General features: G+C 56.3%; 18 protein-coding genes. 17 read left to right on the top strand and 1 reads right to left on the bottom strand.

The window, feature by feature from the left end; translation table 11 throughout:
* The first annotated feature begins 266 nt into the window (after nt 1-266).
* The 4 genes from D2E25_RS04085 to D2E25_RS04070 all read left to right on the top strand — a co-directional run bounded on the left by D2E25_RS04085 (nt 267) and on the right by D2E25_RS04070 (nt 5,114).
* Complete coding sequence (locus D2E25_RS04085; protein WP_125980065.1) at nt 267-1,400, top strand: hypothetical protein; 1,134 nt, start codon at nt 267-269, stop codon at nt 1,398-1,400.
* A 16-nt stretch (nt 1,401-1,416) separates the two neighbouring features.
* Entirely contained in the window at nt 1,417-2,436 is a 1,020-nt protein-coding gene (locus D2E25_RS04080) for a hypothetical protein (RefSeq protein WP_125980062.1), read from the top strand.
* 357 nt (nt 2,437-2,793) lie between these two features.
* On the top strand, nt 2,794-3,753 hold the full coding sequence (locus D2E25_RS04075; protein ID WP_125980059.1) for an alpha/beta hydrolase: 960 nt from the start codon (nt 2,794-2,796) through the stop codon (nt 3,751-3,753).
* A 35-nt stretch (nt 3,754-3,788) separates the two neighbouring features.
* The gene (locus D2E25_RS04070) at nt 3,789-5,114 is read left to right on the top strand and encodes a PTS sugar transporter subunit IIC (protein WP_164514707.1); all 1,326 of its coding nucleotides are present in this window, start codon (nt 3,789-3,791) and stop codon (nt 5,112-5,114) included.
* Nucleotides 5,115-5,311: 197 nt separating this feature from the next.
* On the opposite strand, the gene D2E25_RS04065 is transcribed toward D2E25_RS04070, so the two are convergent.
* Nucleotides 5,312-6,430, bottom strand: coding sequence for an ROK family transcriptional regulator (locus D2E25_RS04065; protein WP_125980054.1), 1,119 nt, complete (start codon nt 6,428-6,430; stop codon nt 5,312-5,314).
* Here D2E25_RS04065 and D2E25_RS04060 point away from each other — a divergent pair.
* The 13 genes from D2E25_RS04060 (at nt 6,423) to araA (ending at nt 20,084) form a co-directional block, all read left to right on the top strand.
* The gene (locus D2E25_RS04060) at nt 6,423-6,602 is read left to right on the top strand and encodes a hypothetical protein (protein WP_125980052.1); all 180 of its coding nucleotides are present in this window, start codon (nt 6,423-6,425) and stop codon (nt 6,600-6,602) included. The two genes, D2E25_RS04065 and D2E25_RS04060, sit on opposite strands and share 8 nt — an antisense overlap.
* A gap of 100 nt (nt 6,603-6,702) precedes the next feature.
* Entirely contained in the window at nt 6,703-7,782 is a 1,080-nt protein-coding gene (locus D2E25_RS04055; protein ID WP_125980050.1) for an alcohol dehydrogenase catalytic domain-containing protein, read from the top strand.
* Between the two features lie 44 nt (nt 7,783-7,826).
* Nucleotides 7,827-9,467, top strand: a complete 1,641-nt coding sequence (locus D2E25_RS04050) for a xylulokinase (RefSeq protein ID WP_125980488.1) — start codon at nt 7,827-7,829, stop codon at nt 9,465-9,467.
* Nucleotides 9,468-9,723: 256 nt separating this feature from the next.
* Nucleotides 9,724-10,626, top strand: a complete 903-nt coding sequence (locus D2E25_RS04045; RefSeq protein WP_241217002.1) for a DUF362 domain-containing protein — start codon at nt 9,724-9,726, stop codon at nt 10,624-10,626.
* 64 nt (nt 10,627-10,690) lie between these two features.
* Nucleotides 10,691-11,272 (top strand): ECF transporter S component, encoded by a 582-nt coding sequence (locus D2E25_RS04040; RefSeq protein WP_125980048.1) that lies wholly within the window; start codon nt 10,691-10,693, stop codon nt 11,270-11,272.
* Entirely contained in the window at nt 11,269-11,727 is a 459-nt protein-coding gene (locus tag D2E25_RS04035) for a DUF1893 domain-containing protein (RefSeq protein WP_125980045.1), read from the top strand. The genes D2E25_RS04040 and D2E25_RS04035 overlap by 4 nt, the downstream gene beginning before the upstream one ends.
* A gap of 278 nt (nt 11,728-12,005) precedes the next feature.
* The gene (rplS, locus tag D2E25_RS04030) at nt 12,006-12,374 is read left to right on the top strand and encodes a 50S ribosomal protein L19 (protein WP_125980043.1); all 369 of its coding nucleotides are present in this window, start codon (nt 12,006-12,008) and stop codon (nt 12,372-12,374) included.
* Nucleotides 12,375-12,495: 121 nt separating this feature from the next.
* Nucleotides 12,496-13,320 (top strand): signal peptidase I, encoded by an 825-nt coding sequence (gene lepB / locus D2E25_RS04025; RefSeq protein WP_420897326.1) that lies wholly within the window; start codon nt 12,496-12,498, stop codon nt 13,318-13,320.
* Nucleotides 13,321-13,332: 12 nt separating this feature from the next.
* Nucleotides 13,333-14,037 (top strand): ribonuclease HII, encoded by a 705-nt coding sequence (locus D2E25_RS04020; protein WP_125980041.1) that lies wholly within the window; start codon nt 13,333-13,335, stop codon nt 14,035-14,037.
* Between the two features lie 129 nt (nt 14,038-14,166).
* On the top strand, nt 14,167-15,288 hold the full coding sequence (locus D2E25_RS04015; protein ID WP_125980039.1) for a LacI family DNA-binding transcriptional regulator: 1,122 nt from the start codon (nt 14,167-14,169) through the stop codon (nt 15,286-15,288).
* Nucleotides 15,289-15,625: 337 nt separating this feature from the next.
* Nucleotides 15,626-17,266, top strand: a complete 1,641-nt coding sequence (locus D2E25_RS04010) for a xylulokinase (RefSeq protein ID WP_125980037.1) — start codon at nt 15,626-15,628, stop codon at nt 17,264-17,266.
* 270 nt (nt 17,267-17,536) lie between these two features.
* Nucleotides 17,537-18,229, top strand: coding sequence for an L-ribulose-5-phosphate 4-epimerase (locus D2E25_RS04005; RefSeq protein WP_125980035.1), 693 nt, complete (start codon nt 17,537-17,539; stop codon nt 18,227-18,229).
* Nucleotides 18,230-18,566: 337 nt separating this feature from the next.
* Nucleotides 18,567-20,084 carry an L-arabinose isomerase gene (gene araA, locus D2E25_RS04000; RefSeq protein WP_125980033.1) on the top strand — a complete coding sequence of 506 codons (1,518 nt, stop codon included), beginning with the start codon at nt 18,567-18,569 and terminating at the stop codon, nt 20,082-20,084.
* The last annotated feature ends 31 nt before the right edge of the window (nt 20,085-20,115 follow it).

Below are 20,115 nucleotides of genomic sequence, written 5' to 3'. Positions count from 1 at the left end.
GTGCAGTGTTGTTTGGTGAATGATCTGGCGATCATTCATGGTCGCGAGTTCTGATTCCACTGCTTGGCACTTCTCGGCTCCCCTTGTCAGGGGAGCTGGCACGCGAAGCGTGACTGAGGGGTAGTCACCACGATGTCATGGGTGGTGAAGAACCTTCGTCTTCGCGATGTGTCGTGTAGTGCGCAAGCCACGCGATAGAGAATTGGAATCATCCATAATGGGCCCGGCATCTTTAGGTGCCGGGCCCACTGCGTTAGGATAGGGGCATGACAGACCAGTTCGATGAGGGGCAAGCAGACTGGCAAACCCCGGCTCCGCAACCGTCATCATCAGCATCGTCATCAGCATCATGGGAAGGAACTCCGCCAAGCACTGGGCAAGGGGAGCTTGGGCGTGTTCCCTCGTATCCGAATGCGCATCTGAAACCGACAAAGCATCGCAGTCACGCGACACCCATCATTGCCACCGTTTGCACAATAGTCATGATTGCAGCAATGCTGCTCGCCGGTTTCGCTGCCTTCTCGTGGCGCAGATCTACACTCGGCGGCTCGTCAGTTATCTGTAAGCCGTTCGGCGATGAACCCGCCTACTGCATTGGCGGAATTAAACCGGTACAAGCATCCGGTCCAACGCTCACTGCTAGCCAAGCCGGCCCATATTTTTCGGATGCTATCTCTGCTATGCGCAGTGCTGACGACGCCGTCCGGCTCGCTGCTATCGGTGGAGATCTGAACTTGTTGCACAACAAAGCGGCTGCTGCCCGTACTGCCGCTGAGCACACGGTGCAACAGCTTGCAGCACGTACATGGCCAAGCTCTATACGTACAGCAGTCAACATGGTCATTCTTGACTATCAGGAACGCCAGTCGATATATGCGAACTTGGCTGCTAACACTAACCGTGAGGCCATTGACCGCTTAGCAATAGGCGGGTCCAAGGTGTCCGGTGCTGAAGATCTTGTTCGTACACAACTCGGTTTGCAAGCGGCTCCATTTGCTGCCGTTCCCGTGACGATCACCAATGTGAAGGACGCTGGTTCATGTGAAGGCTACGACGGTGGCCAGAAAGTAACCCAGCGTTGCCTTGATGTCACGGTCACGAATGAAGTGCCAGTTGCTGTCACGGACATTGCATTACGCATGACACTGGTTGACCCAGATGGCACGATCCGATCATCCGATGCAGTGACGGCCTACAGTGACGTGTCTGATACCCCAATCGCAGCAGGGCAAAGTGTCACTTTGGAAGCGCAAATCGACCCGTCACTCGTGCAGTCGGGCAGCACGCTTACTGCGGGGCGCTGGGCGGTCACCGATACGAGCAATCAGTACCATTCCGCTGATTTTGGCGTGGGATGGGGTTCGCAAGTCGCTGCACTGCGCGATTTTGCATTCGAGTGAACGCGTGTGAGGTGACATGATGAGTGAATATCAACAGTACGCACAATATTCCAATACGCCGCAGTCGTATCAGGCTGGTCCTCGCCCTCAGCGCAATCGCAATAGTGGTTCACGCCCCTGGAAGTGGGTGCTGGGCGCGGCGGTTGCGGTTGTATTGATCGTTGTTGGCGCGGTAGGCGGATATATTGCAGGCGGTGTGAGCGTGCTTTCTGACGAAATCTGCCCGAGTGACGCCAAAGATGAGTTGGACGATTACGAGTACATCTCCGGCGATTTCACGGAAGCAACAGGTCCCAAACTGAGCCGCGCGCAAGCAGGCGATTATTATCTGCAAGCAATTGACACGTCATGGCAAGCTGTGAACGATGTCATGCTGACATCGTTTGGAGACGATCTGTCTGCAACGCGTGAAGCTGCTCGTTCAGCATCGAAATCGCTCGCGGAAACTGCCACTATGTTGCGTGCGCGCACATGGCCAGATTCGGTAGCAAGCCGCATCGAGTCAGTGGCCCGCGACTATGAGTCAATGGCCAAGCAAGCTACTGCAATATCACGATCAGTGCGCTTGCAAACGGTCTCGCGTTACCTGAGTGCCGATTGGGGGGAACCCTCTGATGATGATGCGAACATTCGCGATGCGCTAGGACTTGATGCTGCAAAACCACATACGATGCCAGTGGAAATTGTCGCATTGGATGATCGCGGCGAAGTCACATCATCGTACACGGACGCCACACACGTTGTTGACGTTACGGTACGCAGTAATGTTCCCGGCACGCTCACTGATGTCTCGCTTGGCATGGATCTGCTGACGAGTTCAGGCGAGCAGGTTAACAACCTGTGGGGTGAACTGAGCCATATTGAATTGGCACATGGCCAGTCGGCGGTGATTTCTATCGATACCAAGGCCGACTACGTCAAATCAGGTATGAAGCTACGGCTCACGCAATTAGCGGTTGTTGGAGCTGAGAATGGTACGCACGCGGTGAGCACGCCTGATACGGTTCCTGCGGTTACGGATTTTCGTTTCCACTGAGTAGATCGCACAGTTGAGTAATTTGCACTGCTGAGTAGTTCACACGGCTGAGTAGTTCGCCCAGTTCGATATAACCCTAGGATTTGCCAGCACACACTGCTGGAATCCTAGGGTTTCTTTGTTTGAGGACTGTTTGAGAACTGGTTGGGAACTGTTCGGGAACTGTTCGGTGACTGCTCGGGGGTGTGTGATCTCGGCTACTTTTTGCATCTCCTCAGCGCGCCGGCTTGTGTCGTTGAATTTGTAATGCTATATTTATGAAAGTCAAATCAATAAATAGAATTACAAAATATGGTTTATGTATTGATTGACTGAACAATACCAACGACGGTATGAAGCACGACAAAGGAGTTCGACATGGAGTTCAGGAAGTACTTTGAGCCAAAATACGGTCCGGTTGCCCCGGAAGTAGAGATTCGCCCGGCTGGCTCGATTGATTTTGACAACCTCGCCACCTTGCGCGTAGTCATTTCTAATCAAGACGTCGCACGCTACCAGTCGCAAATCGAACACTGTAACGTCTACCCCGAACTGACAAAAATCGCCGTAGAAAAAACCACCTTCACCTATGGCGACAACATCACCATTCCAATCTGGATTTACAAGCCAACCGGCGAAGGCCCGCACCCGGTCCTCGTATTCTTCCACGGCGGCTCCTTCATGCTCTACAGCCCGGACTATGCAGACTGGGTGATGCGCTACATCAGCCGCTTCGGCAACGCGGTAGTCATCAGCGTTGACTACCGACTGGCCCCCGAAGTCAAATTCCCTGGCGGCTTGGAAGACAGCTACGCCGCAGTACAGTGGGCTAGCGACCATATCGAAGAGCTCAACGGCGACCCCGATCGACTGCTCGTCGGCGGAGAAAGCTCTGGCGGCAACTTCGCCGCCGCAGTCGCCCTGATGGCACGCGACCGCAAGGGGCCGAAGATCGCCAAGCAGTTCCTATGGTGGCCGCTCACCGATGGTTACCCGGCCGAGCGCACCCAATCCGAACTCAAATACGGCAGTGGTGATCACTACCTGTGGTATGACAGCCGCGTCAACCAGTTCGAACAGTACTACGGCGACGCCGATCGCCGCTCGCCATACGCCTCCCCACTCTGGGCGGAAGACGTGTCCGGACTGCCGCCAGCAGTTATCCTCTCCGGCGAATGCGATCCGCTTCTCGATCAAGCAGTCATGTACGCTGCCAAACTCGAAGACGCCGGCGTCAACGTCGACTACTACCTCGGCGAAGGCATGCTGCACGCATTCATCTTCGAAACGCACGGCAAAAGCTTCGAAGCACTCAACTTCGTCGTAGACCATTTGTGACGGCCGCGGTCGAACGCCACGTCAAGGAGTGCGACATGTCAGATTCCACATCCTCCGCGGCCAAAGCCGGCCGCTCTGCCCAACCGCAAACTTTCGGAGCCAAAGCAAAACAGGCCTACGACACAGCAATCAACGTCGTTACCGAAATCTTCACCCCAATTCTTCCCGTCCTACTTTCGATGGGCGTGCTCAAAGGCATCCTGCAGCTACTCACCATCGTCAAAGTACTTTCTGATAAGAGCGACCTCTACCTGTTCTTCTACAACATGTCAGACGCGTTCTTCTACTACCTGCCAGTCATGGTGGCGTTCACTACCGCAAAACGCTTCAAACTCAACCCGTTTGTCTCGGTGATGATCGCGCTCGCCAGCCTGTATCCATCAATGAGCGAAATGCTCGCCAAAGGCGGCGGCGCATATTTCCTCGGCCTTCCAATCCCGAACGTCAGCTACAGTTCCGTGCTGATTCCAATCTTCTTTGCGGTAGCACTGCAATGGGTATTGGAAAAGCTCTGGCGCAAGCTACTCGGCGAAATGCTGTTCGGCCTGCTTGGTTCGCTGTTTTGCCTCGTGGTCATGCTGCCGTGCATGATGCTGGTCTTTGGCCCGGTCGGCTCCGCGATTTCTGAAGGCATTGCTAACGGATATAACGCAATCTACGGATTCAGTCCGATTCTGGCCGGCGCGGTGCTCGGTGCGCTCGTGCAGCCGATGATCATTGTGGGTTTGCAATACGGTTTGATCCCGATTATCCTCACCAATTTCGCTGAGACTGGAACTGATACGATTCTGGCGTTCTTCGGACCGACTGTCTTCGCGATCGTGGGTATGTCGCTAGCGTACGCGCTGAAGGTGAAAGACCCTGGCCAGAAAGCGCTTGGCTACAGTTCTGCAGTATCGGCAGTGTGCACGATTTCTGAGCCAGCACTGTTTGGCTACATGCTGCCGCTGAAAAGGCCGCTGTACTACGCGTGCGGTATTGGCGCGGTCGGTGGTGCGGTAATCGGTGCGACTGGAGGACGCGCGGTGGCGTTCGCTGTGCCGGGCTTCATTACGCTGCCGGTATACGTGGGCGACGGTTTCGTATGGTTCCTGATTACCTGCCTGGTGTGCATGGTCGCTGGATTCCTTGTGCTGACCGTGTTCGGCTACGGATCCGAAAAGGATTTGCAGCGTCTGATTCGCGAATCGGCGCAAGCTGAAGCGGAAGATGGCATTATCGTTCAGCCTGCTACTGCGGAAGCGCCGAACGCTGAGAGCGTAGCAGCTTCGGATAGCGCTGCGGCAAGCGCTACGACTGCTACCGTTATCACACCGAGTGCGCCTACTCCAGTGGGGGCGGCAGTTCCTGCGGCGGTCTGATGTGCGGCTTGCTATAACTATGACCAGCTGCATGTTCTATAGAGTTCTATAGATCATGATGGTGGCCTGAACTCCCTAATCACAGGAGTTCAGGCCACCATCATGCGTATATGGATGTGCACAGTGTGCATCGTGCTTGCTGCGTTCGCGTGCGGCGAGGTGCGAATGCGATAGGTACGAGCGCTAGGGGAGAGCGGCTAAATAGTCTTCCAATACTCTTCAACAAACGGCAGTGCTGCGCCGAGTGTGGAAGCATTATCGCGTACGGTGCAGGCGCGAATCGCTCCTACTGGCAGTTCGTATGGGTCGATTGCGCGCACGGCTTCTTCAATACGCTGCACATACGGTTCCAGTTTGGCGCCAATGTACCCGCCGAGCACGATCGGGCAATCGTAGAGCAACACGATGCTTTTGAGCGCTCGCGATAGGTGACGAATGTAGTCGTTCCAAGTTTTCTCAGCAGCGCTGTCGTGAGCGTTGAGCTTGGTGAAGAAGGTATCCAAATCTCCGCCGGTCTCAATCAGTGCGGAAGTGCTGCAATAGCAGTCTAGGCAGCCATATTGCCCGCAATAGCAGTGTTTGCCCTTCCATTCGACGGCGATATGGCCGATTTCGCATGCGCGATTATTGGTGCCCTCATAGCGGTTGCCGGCTACGAATGAGGCGCCGCCAACATTGTTGCTCAGGCACACGTAGAACAGGTTGCCATTGACGCCGGTATCGTGCACTTCGGCGTAGCAGGCAGCGTCGGCGTCGTTGTAAAGGCGGCAAGCGTAGGGTGCTTGAGCTTCGATACCGTCCATTGTGAACTTGCTGAAGTCCATGATTTTGCTGTATGAGGGGCGGTTGTCGGTGTTATCAATGAGCGCGGGCACGCTGATGCCCATGCCAAGCACGCGCTGCTGGGGAATGTGATTGGATTCGCGCAGATTGGTAATGTCGGCGATGAGATTCTCGATGTATTCGCGACTGTTGCTGAACGGGATGGTGCGTGTTCTGGAGTCGGCAACGTTGCCGTTGAGGTCAAGAAGCAGCATGGACCATGCGTTTTTCGTGAGGTCGATGCCGATCGACACTTTGCTCAATGGGTCGACGGTGTAGGCCACGGCGTTACGACCGACGCTTGCGTTGCGCAGTTTGCCGTCCTCGCGAATCAGCCCTTCTTGCTGCAATTCAGCAATGTTTTTGACGATAGTGGGCATACTGAGTCCCAGTGCGCGCATCAATTCTGGTTTAGAAATACCGCCGGTTCGGCGAATGTGATTGAAGATGCGATTGCGGTTGAGATTGGCTGCATTGAGCTGCTGGGTGGTCATTATCGTTCCTTCCGCGCTGGTTGCCGGTGTGCTTGTGGCGTCTGCGGTGACTGCCGGAATTTATCAAAATTATTTTATTAAAAATTATATCGAAAATGCCGGCCGTCGGCGTTTCGTGCTTGACGGCGCTACGCAATACATTAAACTTAATTTCATAAACACGATTCAATAAATATTTAGAATAAATATATTTGAGGATCGAGTTTTGTTACCACTGGGTCGCCGACGATGTTGCCGACGGTCCTCCACAGCATCAACAAAGGAGTTACATCATGTCGAACCTGCCCAAAACCATGAAGGCCCTCGTCGCGTACGGTATTAAGGATTACAAGCTGGAAACTGATTTCCCGGTCCCTGAGTGTGGCCCGGATGACATTATCATCAAAACCGAAGGTTGTGGCGTGTGTGTCGGCGACATCAAGTGTTACGACGGTGCTGCAGCTCGCCTGTGGGGCGATGACATTCAGCCTTGCTGGGTAAAGCCGCCGTTTGTTCCTGGCCATGAGTTCCTCGGCCGTGTTGCTGAAGTCGGTGAGAACGTTACTGACTACAAGATTGGCGATCGTATTACCGCCGATCAGATTGCTCCTTGCGGCAAGTGCCGATTCTGCACATCCGGTCGTTACTGGATGTGTGAGCCGCACAACATGTTCGGCTACCAGCACACTAACAACGGTGGAATGGCTGAATACGTGCGCTACCACAAGTACGCGCACATCACCCGTGTTCCCGAAGATATTCCGCTCAAGAAGGCACTGCTCGTTGAACCGTATGGATGCGCTAAGCATGCAGTTGACCGCGCTGACATTCACGCCGAAGACGTTGTAGTGATCTCCGGTGCTGGCACGCTGGGTTTGGGTATGATCACCTACGCGCGCACGCGCAACCCGTTCAAGCTGGTCGTTCTCGACATGAACAATGATCGCCTGCGCAAGGCAACAGAATTCGGTGCTGACATCGTGCTCAACCCGGGCGAAGTCGATGTCGTCGAAGAAATCATGAAGCTCACCGACGGCTACGGTTGCGACACGTACATTGAAGCAACCGGCAACTCCTCCTCGGTGCGCCAGGGTATGAAGATGATCCGCAAGCTCGGCCGCTTCGTTGAGTTCGGCGTCTTCGTTGATGAAACCTCGCTCGATTGGTCGGTAATCGGCGATGGTAAAGAGCTCGACGTGCTCGGCTCCCACCTGAGCCCATACGCTTACCCGTACGTGCTCGAAGGCATTCGCAACGGCACGCTGAAAACCGATGGCGTGCTGGAGCACACCTTCCCGCTGGAAGAGTGGCAGACCGCCTTCGAATACGCGCACGGCACGCATGGCGATTTCAAGGTCGCCATCACGTTCTAACCCATTGCGATTCGAATTGGGAAAGCGACAATGACATGACCGCAATGCATACGGCGGCGGGCTCTTCCGCCGCCACAGACATCGCCGCCATCGCCGAGCGTATTCGCAGCGGTGGCACATCACTGGGCATTGAACTGGGGTCCACGCGTATCAAAGCGGTGCTCATCGACGATCACTATCGCGTTATCGCATCGGGTGAACACCAGTGGGAAAACCATCTCGAAAACGGCTTGTGGACATACCCACTTGAGGAAGTATGGCAAGGCGTACAAGCTGCTTACGCAGCGCTCGCGCACGATGTGAAAACCGCGTACGGCGAAGATATTGTGCGCGTGGGAGCGATGGGCTTTTCTGCGATGATGCACGGCTATCTCGCGTTCGATAGCGACGGCGAGCTGCTGGTGCCATTTCGAACCTGGCGCAATACCAATACTCGTCAAGCGCACGAGAAGCTGTCCGAGCTGTTCCAGTACAACATTCCCGAACGATGGTCGGTAGCGCACCTCTACCAGTGCATTCTCGACCATGAGCCCCACGTGCCGCGAGTGGCCTACATCACCACGTTGGCGGGTTACGTACACTGGCAGCTCACTGGGCGCAAGGTAATCGGCGTGGGAGACGCGTCCGGCATGTTCCCGATCGATCCAGAAACTCGCACGTGGGATGCTGAACTCAGCCGCACCTTTGATGAGATTCCTGAAGTTGCAGCACAGCCATGGAGTTTCCATGACGTGTTCCCGACCACGCTGGTTGCCGGCCAAGATGCGGGCATGCTCACTGTTAAAGGTGCGCGGCTGCTTGACCCAACCGGCACGCTCAAGCCCGGTGTGCGCATGGCTCCTCCGGAGGGCGATGCTGGCACTGGTATGGTGGCCACCAATTCTGTACGCGTGCGCACGGGTAACGTGTCTGCTGGCACGTCGATTTTTGCGATGGTGGTGTTGGAGCATAAGTTGAAGGCACTGCACCCTGAGGTTGATTTGGTGACGACTCCAGCTGGTGATTTGGCTGGTATGAGTCACGCGAACAATTTCACGTCGGATTTGAACGCGTGGGTTGGCCTGTTTGGCCAGTTTGCTCAAGCTGCCGGATTCGAAATCGATGCGGGAAGCCTGTACGGTGCGCTGTTCCGCGCGGCTATTGCTGAAGGAGTGCCTCCGGATGCAAAGGGATTGCTCAACTTCCCCTTCTACTCAGGCGAGTTTCTTGCTGGCCTTGACGAAGGGCGCCCGCTGTTTGCTCGCAGCCCTGAAGCAGCCTTAACGCTTGGCGCATTCATGAGATCGCAACTGTTTTCTGCGTTTGCACCCGTACGCATTGGTATGGATGTGATGACGAAGCAGGAGCATGTGCAGATTGATTCGCTGGTTGGTCATGGTGGTATTTTTGCGACGCCGAAGGTGGCGCAGAGTATTTTGGCTGCCGCATTTAATACGCCGATTAAGGTGATGGCGACTGCGTCTGAAGGTGGCGCATGGGGTATGGCAGTCCTCGCCGACTACCTATGGCATGCGGAAGAGCCACTTGCTGACTACCTTGACGATCGCGTATTCAGTGACGTGCAATTCACCACAGAGCAACCAATACCTGCGGATGTGGAAGGCTTTGAACAGTTCTTCGAACGCTTTGTTGCTGGGCTGCCTATTGAGCGCGCTGCTATCGAAGCAATACCGCTCAGTCAATAAAGTCAAACGCGGTCAATACACGCATACAAGCGCGTATACCCATTGTTTGCATTCGTGATTCCCCGCACACCGCCGGTTCGTTCCGTGAGACATTGCCCTCATAGAACGAACCGGCGTTTCGCATTCGGGGGTATAGTGTGGCGGCGTTTGCAGGCTGTGAAACCACATGATGACGCTACGCATTCTCGGGGCTCGGCGGTATCGTGGAGGCGGGATTAATGATCAATTGATAGTCATGATCGGCAAGGAGGCACGCATGACATTGGAACATGAAACCAATTATCCAATGGCTGCCAAAGTCTTTTTCACACGCGATATTAGCCCCGCAGGACTCATGCGCGTCTATGAAGCGCTCGGCGCTCGCCCGAAAGGCAAAGTCGCCGTCAAACTCAGCAGTGGTGAAGGCGGCAACACGCATTATTTGCAGCCGGCACTCATCAAAGACCTCGTGCAGTCGCTCAATGGCACCATCGTCGAATGCAACACAGCATATGCTGGCACGCGCGATACATCCGAACATCACTGGCAAACCATCCGCGAACATGGCTTTATGGATATTGCCCCCTGTGATATTCAAGACGAAGAAGGCGAAATCGAAATCCCCGTTGAAGGCGGTCGCCGCATTACCAGCGATATTGTCGGCTCGCACTTTACGAATTACGACTATTACGCAGTGCTCTCGCACTTCAAAGGTCATATTATGGGTGGCTTCGGCGGAGCGCTGAAGAATATTTCTATCGGCATGGCCTCTTCGCGTGGTAAAAAGCGCTTGCATTCCGGCCAGCAAGAGATTCTCGCTCAGCCATTCAGTGGCGATCAAGACGCGTTCCTTGAAGCAATGGCAGAAGCGGCAACCGCCGTATTCAACGCGCTCAAAGGCGAAATGTGCTTCATCAACGTAATGAACAACCTTTCAGTTGACTGCGATTGCGATGGTCACCCGCATGCGCCGGTGATGAGCGATATTGGCATCGCTGCCTCGCTTGACCCGGTGGCTGTTGACCAAGCGTGCGTGGACATGGTGTATGTGTCTCAGGACAATAAAGAGCCGTTGATTGAACGCATTGAATCGCGGCATGGCATTCATATCATCGAACACGCTGTTGAAATGGGGCTCGGCTCGCGCGACTACCATCTGATCGATCTTGACGCTCGCTAACCCGAGCTGGTCACCTTCATCAAGCGATCGCGCATTCATTCAGTAATATTTAAGGAGTTTCATCATGCAATCAACTGCAGCAGCACGCACTCGTGCCCTGCCATCCATCACTGTTCAATCCGCGGCCACGGTACTCGCTGTTATCGCAGCCGTAGTCTTGCCGCAAATCTTCCACGTTGCTGGCGCGGCACTCGGCTTAGGCACAGGACTTGGGCAAGCCCTCCTGCCTATGCACTTGCCAGTATTGCTCGTCGGTTTGCTCGCCGGCCCATTCGCAGGTCTGGCTACTGGTGCGCTCGCTCCAATCGTCAGTTTCTTGCTCACTGGTATGCCAATGGCGCCGATGGTGCCGTTCATGGTGATCGAGCTTGCTGCTTACGGCCTGTTTGCGGGTCTGCTGCGCGGCTTGAGCGCGTTGGATGCACTGCCATCGCCGCTGGCTTGGCTGATCAGGCTCGTTGGCGCGCAGATAGCTGGCCGACTCGTTGACGCGCTCGCCATTGCCGTAGCGGTGTATGTACTCGGAAACGCGCAGATGTCTGTTGCGTCCGTGTGGACAGCAGTCGGCGTTGGCTTGCCTGGCTTGATTCTGCAATGGGTGCTTATTCCAGTGGTTATGTTCGCTGTTGATCGTCGCCGGCAATGATTGACGCCATCGTGACGAGCGATCTTGACCGCGCGCGGGCCACGCTACTCGCCGATCCTGCCATCGGCTGCGTGGCCTGCGGTGGTGGAAGTGGAGAAACGCAGCTACTCACCGGTTTTGGCCGTGGGGTAAAGCCGTTGCTGCAATGGTTGGCTGCCGGGCAAAACCTGCACGGCTACTGTGCTGCCGACCGCGTAGTTGGCAAAGGCGCAGCATTACTGTACGCGCGACTCGGCGTTACTGCTGTGTATGCCGAAACGATGAGTGAAGCTGGGCTGAGCGCATTGCGGGCGCACGGTATTGAAGCCTCATATGGCACATTAGTGCCGGTGATTTTGAACCGGATGCACACGGGCATGTGCCCGATTGAGCAATCGGTGGCAGCGATCGACGATCCAGTCGCCGCTGAGACTGCTATACGTGCAGCCGTAGCGCGTCTGATGCGGCGATCATAGGCGATTATTCGGTGATCTGTTTTTTTTAAGGTGCAGTGTCGCTTGGTGTCCGCAATCTGCCGTACAATAATCGATTGCTGTGTCGAGAAGCAGGCCGCCGCATAAGCCCACTTCTCCACGAGTCCAGTCGAACGGCCGCAAGGCCCGACTTTCGGCGGATTGACAGGCATCCCAAAGGCAAACCTGCGGGAGCAACGAACGTGATTCGCATGAAGAGCCACATGGCTGCGCGAATCCCCAACATGTGCGCTGATATGCGGCAGTGACAGGAGATAGCAATGGTTAACGCTATTGAGGCATTTGACGCCAAGCACCTGAAGCCGGCCGAGGAAATCCCGGCATTCCGTCCTGGCGACACCGTCGAGGTCAACGTCAAGATCAAGGAAGGCAACAACTCCCGTCTGCAGGCGTTCACCGGCGTGGTGATCGCTCGTCAGGGTGCTGGCCTGCGTGAGACCTTCGTGGTGCGCAAGATCAGCTTCGGCACCGGTGTGGAGCGCCGCTTCCCGGTGCACTCCCCGTCCATCGACTCCATCAAGCTGCTGCGTAAGGGTCGCGTGCGTCGCGCGAAGCTGTACTACCTGCGCTCCCTGCGCGGTAAGGCTGCTCGTATCGTCGAGCGTCGCGACAACTCTGCTAAGGCCTGAGTTACAGCGGCTTTGCGGCCGTGACGTTCAGCCCGGAACCGCTGTGTTCCGGGCTGTTTTCATATGGTCATGATTGTGCGAGGATTGCCATACAGTACAGACAGCACAGACCGGTAAGATGATGGATGATCCCGTGATGATGGAGGAGTTTATGCAGTCAGACGATTTCCAGCAGCCCGACGGCGTCGATCGTTCAGAAGGCAGCCGGGACGAGCGTATCTTCGCCGTCGCCGACCATGGCGTTGACCCCTCTCCAATGAAGCCAGTGTCTTACGCACAAAGCAATAACGCTGTAGCAAAACACAAAGCTGCGGATCATGGTAACGATGATTCGACGTTCGGCTGGCGTGACGCACTCATCTGGTGTGGCGTTCCTATTCTTATTTTCGTTCTGCTGCGCGTCTTCCTGTTCGGCTTCTACGTGATTCCCTCCGGTTCAATGCTGGACACCATCGAAATCAAGGATCGCGTTATTGCCAGCAAGATCGCTCCCAAGTACGTGGATTTGCAGCGCGGCGATATCGTCGTCTTCCACGATCCAGCAAACTGGCTAACCGCCGAGCAAAAAAGCGGCAACGATGACTATCTCATCAAACGCGTAATCGGCATTCCCGGTGATGTAGTGGAATGCGCGGGCGCTGGCAAACCTATCACAGTAAACGGTGTTGCTGTAGATGAGACCTCGTACATACGACCTGGTGTTGACCCATCGAATTTTGCGTTCCGTGTGGAAGTAACTGCGGGCAACATTTTCGTGATGGGTGATAATCGCGCAAACTCCTCCGATTCCCGGTACCACCAGGATGACGGCAACAATGGCCTCGTGCCTATCAACAATGTGGTTGGTGTGGCATTTGTGCGCTACTGGCCGCTCAGCCGTTTTGGCCTGCTTGATTCGCATCATGATGTGTTTGACGGCGTGCCAGCTGGTACGAGCGCACAGTAAAGCAGGCGCACTATGACGGTGACCGTGACTCCGACGCTTGACCTTGAACGTGATCTTGCTGCCGAAGGATACGATGTAATCGTTGGCTTTGACGAGGTTGGTCGCGGCGCGCTTGCTGGGCCAGTAATGGTTGGAGCTGCTGCAATATGGACACGTGATCTGCCGCAATTAACAGTGCCAGAAGGCGTGGCTGACTCCAAAATGCTCACCGAACATCGGCGTGAGCATATTGTTGCACCGCTGAAAGCATGGTGTGCAGCTTATGCTGTAGGCCAGGCTAGCAATGTGGAAATCGACGAGTGGGGTATTTCGTACGCGCTGGGCGTTGCCGCATTGCGCGCGTTGACTGCTGTTGAACATGATCTTGGACTGAGTGATGGGTTGAGCGGCCACAACGTGCGCGTTGGCGCAATTCTTGACGGTCCGAATGATTACATCACCAAAGCACTCAATACCTTCGATGCGCCCGATGTGCCTATTCCAGCGCACGTAATCACCAAGGTAAAAGGAGACCGCTACTGTGCAACCGTTGCTGCAGCAGCGGTTATCGCCAAAGTCACTCGTGATCGACTCATGGTAGACATTGCTGGTAGTAACCCGCAGTATGCGCCCTATAAATGGGAACATAACAAGGGATATGGCTCCGAAGCGCATCGCGAAGCGATCGCCCAATTCGGCCCTACGTCGCTGCATCGGCTGAGTTGGCACTTGAAGTAAAGACCCATGCTATGGAATAGCAGTGGCAAAACATCACGTCATCGATGTAATGTGTGAGCGCTCACGAGTGTCGCGTGTAACTCGCGCTAAGCTCGAAGAAAACCCGTGTAGTGTAGGGAGGTCGTTGGCATGGTAGCCCGAAGGAGTGGCCAAAAACGGCCTTCAATGTTTGAAGTGGCAAAACTCGCGGGAGTAAGTCATCAAACAGTTTCCCGCGTCATCAACAATTCGCCTGACGTGTCAGACGCTACCCGCGCAAAAGTACAGCAGGCAATCGATCAACTAGGGTATCGCCCCAGTAATTCGGCGCGCGCATTAGCTTCGCACCGTTCGCGCACGATTGGCTTAATCGCTGGCGGTATGCGATTCTTCGGTCCAATTTCTGCGATTTCGTCGATTGAATCAATGGCTCGCGCGCATGGGCTGTTTATTACAGTTTCCATGGTGCATGAAGCATTGTGCACACAGCAAGAATTCGACGAGCTGTGCAGCACGTTTGATGAGCAGAACGTTGACGCGTTCATTTTCTTGGCTCCCACTGATGTCATGTTTGAAGCTGCCTGCCGTGTGCAGGTGAGCCAGCCGCGCGTCATTGTCTCTTCAACGCATGGCACGATGAGCGTGCGCGAAGGCTTGGGTCTTGTACGCGAGCGAGATCGTTCCAAAGTCTCCATGGTTGGTATCGACCAGTGGGGAGCAATGGTTGAAATAGTGCGACTGATGACAGAGTATGGGCATCGGCGCGCACTGTATTTTTCTGGCCCGCACGAGTGGCGTGATGCGGCAACGCGACTGGCTGCGTGGCGTAATTTGTGCGCACAAAACGCGGTGTATTCGAGCGTGGCTTATTGCAAAACGTGGGGTTCGGCTGAAGCGTATGCGACGATGAACCACGTGCTTGATGAGGCTGGCCGTTCAGGCTCGCCACTGCCAACGGTTGTGGTGACTGCAAACGATAGTCAGGCTGTAGGCGTAGCGCGCTCACTGCATGAGCATGGGCTGCGGATTCCGCAAGATATGAGTTTGGTGGGCTTCGATGATATGCCAGCGATGGATAATATGTTCCCGCCGCTGACGACTGTCCGACCAGATTTTGAGCAGCTTGGTGCTGCGGCAATGCGTGAAGTGCTGTATCTGCTAGGGGAGGGCGGCAAGTTGCCGTTTGCTTCTTCGCAGCATGGCGTTGGACTGATTCCTGCGAAGGTGATGTTGCGTAGGTCTTTAGGACCAGCACCGCGCAAGAATCGTTGAACTGCTCACTGGTAGTTCATGATCGACGAAAAGGTGTTTTCGGCGAGATGATACCGTTCAGCCGGCGTGCGATTATAGCGCGCCGGCTTTGTTATAGCTGCGAAAAGCTGCGTATATCGCGCGGCATTATGCGGTTTTTGGACTGGTGATAGTGTGCTGCGCCACGCCGAGTGCGCAGTAATGACACGTCGGAGTTGTGCTGTTTGCGGTCTTTGCGTACAATGACTTATGGAAATTGTGAGCGCTAACAATCTTCCGATGGTGGAAGGCTGTAGGGCTCAAGGGCATACGAGCGGATGGTTAGCCATCCGGTCACGTAAGGAGCTCAGCAAAGAGTATGGCAACGCAAAACGCATCCGATCAGATCGCGTCCATCGCCGAGAAAGTGCGTGCAGGCAAGACCTCGCTCGGTATCGAATTCGGCTCTACGCGCATCAAAGCGGTACTGATTGACGACAACTACAACACCATCGCCTCCGGTGACTACCAGTGGGCCAGCCACCTCGAAAACGGCCTGTGGAGCTACACTATCGACGAAATCTGGAAAGGTTTGCAGTCTGCATACGCTTCCATGGCGAACGACGTGCGCACTGCCTACGGCGAAGAGCTCACGCGCATCGGTCACATCGGCTTCTCCGCGATGATGCACGGCTATCTTGCCTTCGACAAGGACGGTGAACTGCTGGTCCCATTCCGTACCTGGCAGAACACCAACACGCACGAAGCACACGAGAAGCTTTCTGAGCTGTTCCAGTACAACATTCCTGAACGCTGGTCCATCGCTCACCTTTACCAGTGCATTCTTAACAACGAAGAGCACGTGAGCAAGGTTGCATACATCACTACGCTAGCCGGCTACGTGCACTGGAAGCTTACCGGCAAGAAGGTCATCGGCGTTGGCGACGCATCCGGCATGTTCCCGATCGACCCGGAAACGCACACGTGGGAACAGGGGCTGCTTGATCAGTTCGCAGCTATTCCTGAAGTTGCTGCACAGCCGTGGAATATTCGCGACCTGCTGCCCACTCCGCTCGTCGCAGGCACGCCAGCAGGCGAACTCACCGAGCAGGGTGCAGCATTGCTTGACCCGACCGGTACGCTCAAGCCTGGCATTGTGCTCGCGCCGCCAGAAGGCGATGCTGGCACTGGTATGGTGGCCACCAACTCTGTACGCGTGCGTACGGGTAACGTGTCTGCTGGTACGTCGATTTTTGCGATGGTCGTACTTGAGCACAAGTTGAAGGCCCTGCATCCTGAAGTTGATCTTGTTACCACGCCGGCCGGCGACCTTGCCGGCATGAGCCATGCCAACAATTTCACGTCTGATTTGAACGCGTGGGTTGGTCTGTTCGGCCAGTTCGCTGAAGCCGCCGGATTCAAGCTCGACGCCGGCAGCCTGTACGGCACGCTCTTCCGTGCCGCAATCAGCGATGACGCCGACGCCAACGCCGGCGGATTGATCAACTATCCATTCCGCTCCGGTGAATTCCTCGCCGGCCTCGAAGAAGGCCGCCCGCTCTTCGCTCGCAGCCCCGAAGCGCACATGAGCCTCGCCAACTTCATGCGCGCTCAGCTCTTCAGCGCATTCAGCCCTGTCAAAATCGGTATGGATGTGATGACCAAGCAAGAGCACGTGCAGATCGACTCTTTGGTTGGTCATGGTGGTATTTTTGCGACGCCGAAGGTGGCGCAGAGCATTCTGGCAGCCGCGTTTAATACGCCGATTAAGGTTATGGCGACCGCATCCGAAGGCGGCGCGTGGGGTATGGCAGTCCTCGCCGACTACCTGTGGCACACCAATGAAGACCACACCAACCTCGCCGACTACCTCGACGGTCGCGTGTTCAAGGACGCTGAATCCGTAACCGAAGAGCCGCAGCCAGCTGACGTCGTTGGATTTGAAGACTTCTTCGCCCGCTTCAGCAAAGGCCTGCCGATCGAACACACCGCCATCGAGACCATTCCACTCGAAGGCTGAGCCGTTAAGCAAACAGCCCGGTGGGCTGTTTGTAGGCGAAGCGCGAGCGACAGCGAGCTAGCAATGAGTCAGCCGAAGGCTGTCGGTAATTGCGGATTGAGCCATATCGCGCTATGCGCGATGCTGTGCTGACAGGCGGTCTCCGACCGCGACGCTCCCTCAGTCACGGCTATGCCGTGACAGCTCCCTCAGCCGAGGGAGCTAGGGGCCCGTCAGCTTCATGAACTTAACCAACATCAATAATCTGTTGTAGTGAAAGGACAATAAACTATGGCAACTCTGGCTGATTACGGTCCGGAAGTCCGCGCTGAAGTCAAGCAGGTGCGCGAGGTCGTCGCCACCCTGCACGAGCAGCTCATCAAGTGGAACCTCGTCGTATGGACCGCTGGCAACGTCTCCCAGCGTCTGCACACCGCCGACCTCATGGTCATCAAGCCGTCCGGCGTGCGCTACGAGTACCTGACCCCAGGCTCTATGGTCGTGTGCGATCTCGATGGCAACGTTGTCGACGGCACTGAATCCCCGTCCTCCGACACCGCCTCCCACGCGTACATCTACCGTCACATGCCGAACGTCTACGGCGTCGTGCACACCCACTCCACTTACGCCACCGCGTGGGCAGCCACCGGCCAGAACATTCCATGTGGCCTGACCATGATGGGCGACGAGTTCGGCGGCCCTGTGCCGGTCGGCCCGTTCCGTTTGATCGGCTCCGAAGCCATCGGCGAAGGCGTCGTCGAAACGCTCAAGAAGTACCCGAAGTCCCCGGCCGTCCTCATGCAGAACCACGGTCCATTCACCATCGGCAAGGATGCTGAAGCCGCCGTCAAGGCCGCCGCCATGACCGAAGAAGTCGCACACACCATGTGGTCTGCCAAGCAGCTCGGCGACATCATCGAGATCCCGCAGGCCGACATCGATAAGCTGAACGACCGCTACCAGAACGTCTACGGTCAGCACTGACGCAATGGAGCGCCTCCTGCGTTGCGGGAGACTCGAAGTACCGTTGCGCTTCGCGCAACCGTCGCGGCAAGCCGCTCCCTTCGCCTACAGACAGTCCACTGGACTGTCTGTTAGACGGCTCAGCGTCTTCGTCTCTCGCGCCTTGGAGTCGCACGCATTGCGCCAGCGCTGACTTCGTCAGCACTGATTTGGCGGAGTGTCCGCGGCGTTGCTCCTCGGTCGACGTGCCTTCGCACGCCTTCCCTCGGTGCGCCTTGCGGACACACGCGCCAAAACACTGCTGACAGTGTCAGTGAACTTAATCCAAAATCCAAACAACGAAGTAAAGGAAACCAACATGGCATTCGAAAACCCCTTCGAAGGCAAGGAAATCTGGTTCGGCGTCGGCTCGCAGGACCTCTACGGTGAGGAAGCACTCCGCCAGGTCGCCATCCACTCCGCCGAAATGGTCGACTACCTCAACAACACCGGCAAGATCCCGGTCAAGCTCGTGTTGAAGCCAACCCTGAAGTCCTCCGACGGCGTCAAGCAGTTCATGGTCGAAGCTTCCGCCAACCCGAACGTCATCGGCGTCATCACCTGGTGCCACACCTTCTCCCCGGCCAAAATGTGGATCCGCGGCCTCGAAGTCCTCACCAAGCCGCTGCTGCAGCTCAACACCCAGCACCACAAGGAAATCCCGTGGGAAACCATCGACATGGACTTCATGAACCTGAACCAGGCCGCACACGGCGACCGTGAGTTCGGTTACATCGTCTCCCGCCTCGGCATCAAGCGCAAGGTCGTCGTCGGCCACTACACCGACCCCGAAGTCGCCGAAAAGATCGGCACCTGGGCACGCGCCGCCGCCGGTTGGGACGCTTCCAACAACATGAAGGTCATGCGTTGGGGCGACAACATGCGCAACGTCGCCGTCACCGAAGGCGACAAGACCGAAGCAGAACGCGTCTTCGGCGCCTCCATCAACACTTGGGCTGTCAACGAGCTCGTCGCCGCCTACGACGCCGTCAAGGACGATCAGGTCAAGGCCATCATCGAAGACTACAAGGCCAAGTACGACATCGACCCGGCTCTCCTCGACGCCAAGTACGACTCCCTGTTCATCTCCGCCAAGGAAGAAGCCGCCATGGTCAACATGATGACCGCCAACGGCTGCACCGCCGGCGTTGACAACTTCGAAGACCTCGGCGCACTCCCGCAGCTGCCAGGCGTTGGCCCGCAGCGCTTCCCCTCCGAGTACGGTTGGGGCTTCTCCGCTGAAGGCGACTGGAAGACCGCCGTCCTCGTGCGCATCGGCGCCGTCATGGGCTACGGCCTCGAAGGTGGCGCCTCCCTCATGGAGGATTATTCTTACAATTTCACCCCGGGCAACGAACTCGACATGGGCTCCCACATGCTCGAAGTCTCCCCGGCCATCGGCACCATCGCCAAGCCCAAGCTGGAAATCCACCCGCTCGGCATCGGCGGCAAGGCCGACCCGGTCCGCCTGGTCTTCACCGGCGCCCCCAAGAAGGATGTCGTCGTCGTCTCCATGTCCGACGTTCGCGAACGCTTCCGTCTCCTCATGGACGTCGTCGACGTCGTCGAGCCTGGTGGCTCCCTCAAGGAACTCCCATGCGCTCGCGCCGTCTGGAAGCCGCGTCCGTCCCTCAAGACCGCTGCTGAATGCTGGATCCTCGCCGGTGGCTCCCACCACACCTGCATGACCACCTCCGTCGGTCGCGAAGCCTGGGAAGACTTCGCCCGCATGGCCGGTGTCGAACTCGCCGTCATCGACGAGAACACCACCGCGCGCCAGTTCGAGAAGGAACTGGAGTTGTCCGAGATGGTCCACCGCCTCGACAACCGTCACTGATTGACGGAGCGCCTTCAGCGTTGCTCCTCGG

It is taken from the genome of Bifidobacterium goeldii, assembly GCF_003951095.1.
Taxonomy (GTDB): domain Bacteria; phylum Actinomycetota; class Actinomycetes; order Actinomycetales; family Bifidobacteriaceae; genus Bifidobacterium; species Bifidobacterium goeldii.
This window is presented reverse-complemented; position numbering and strand designations above follow the sequence as displayed.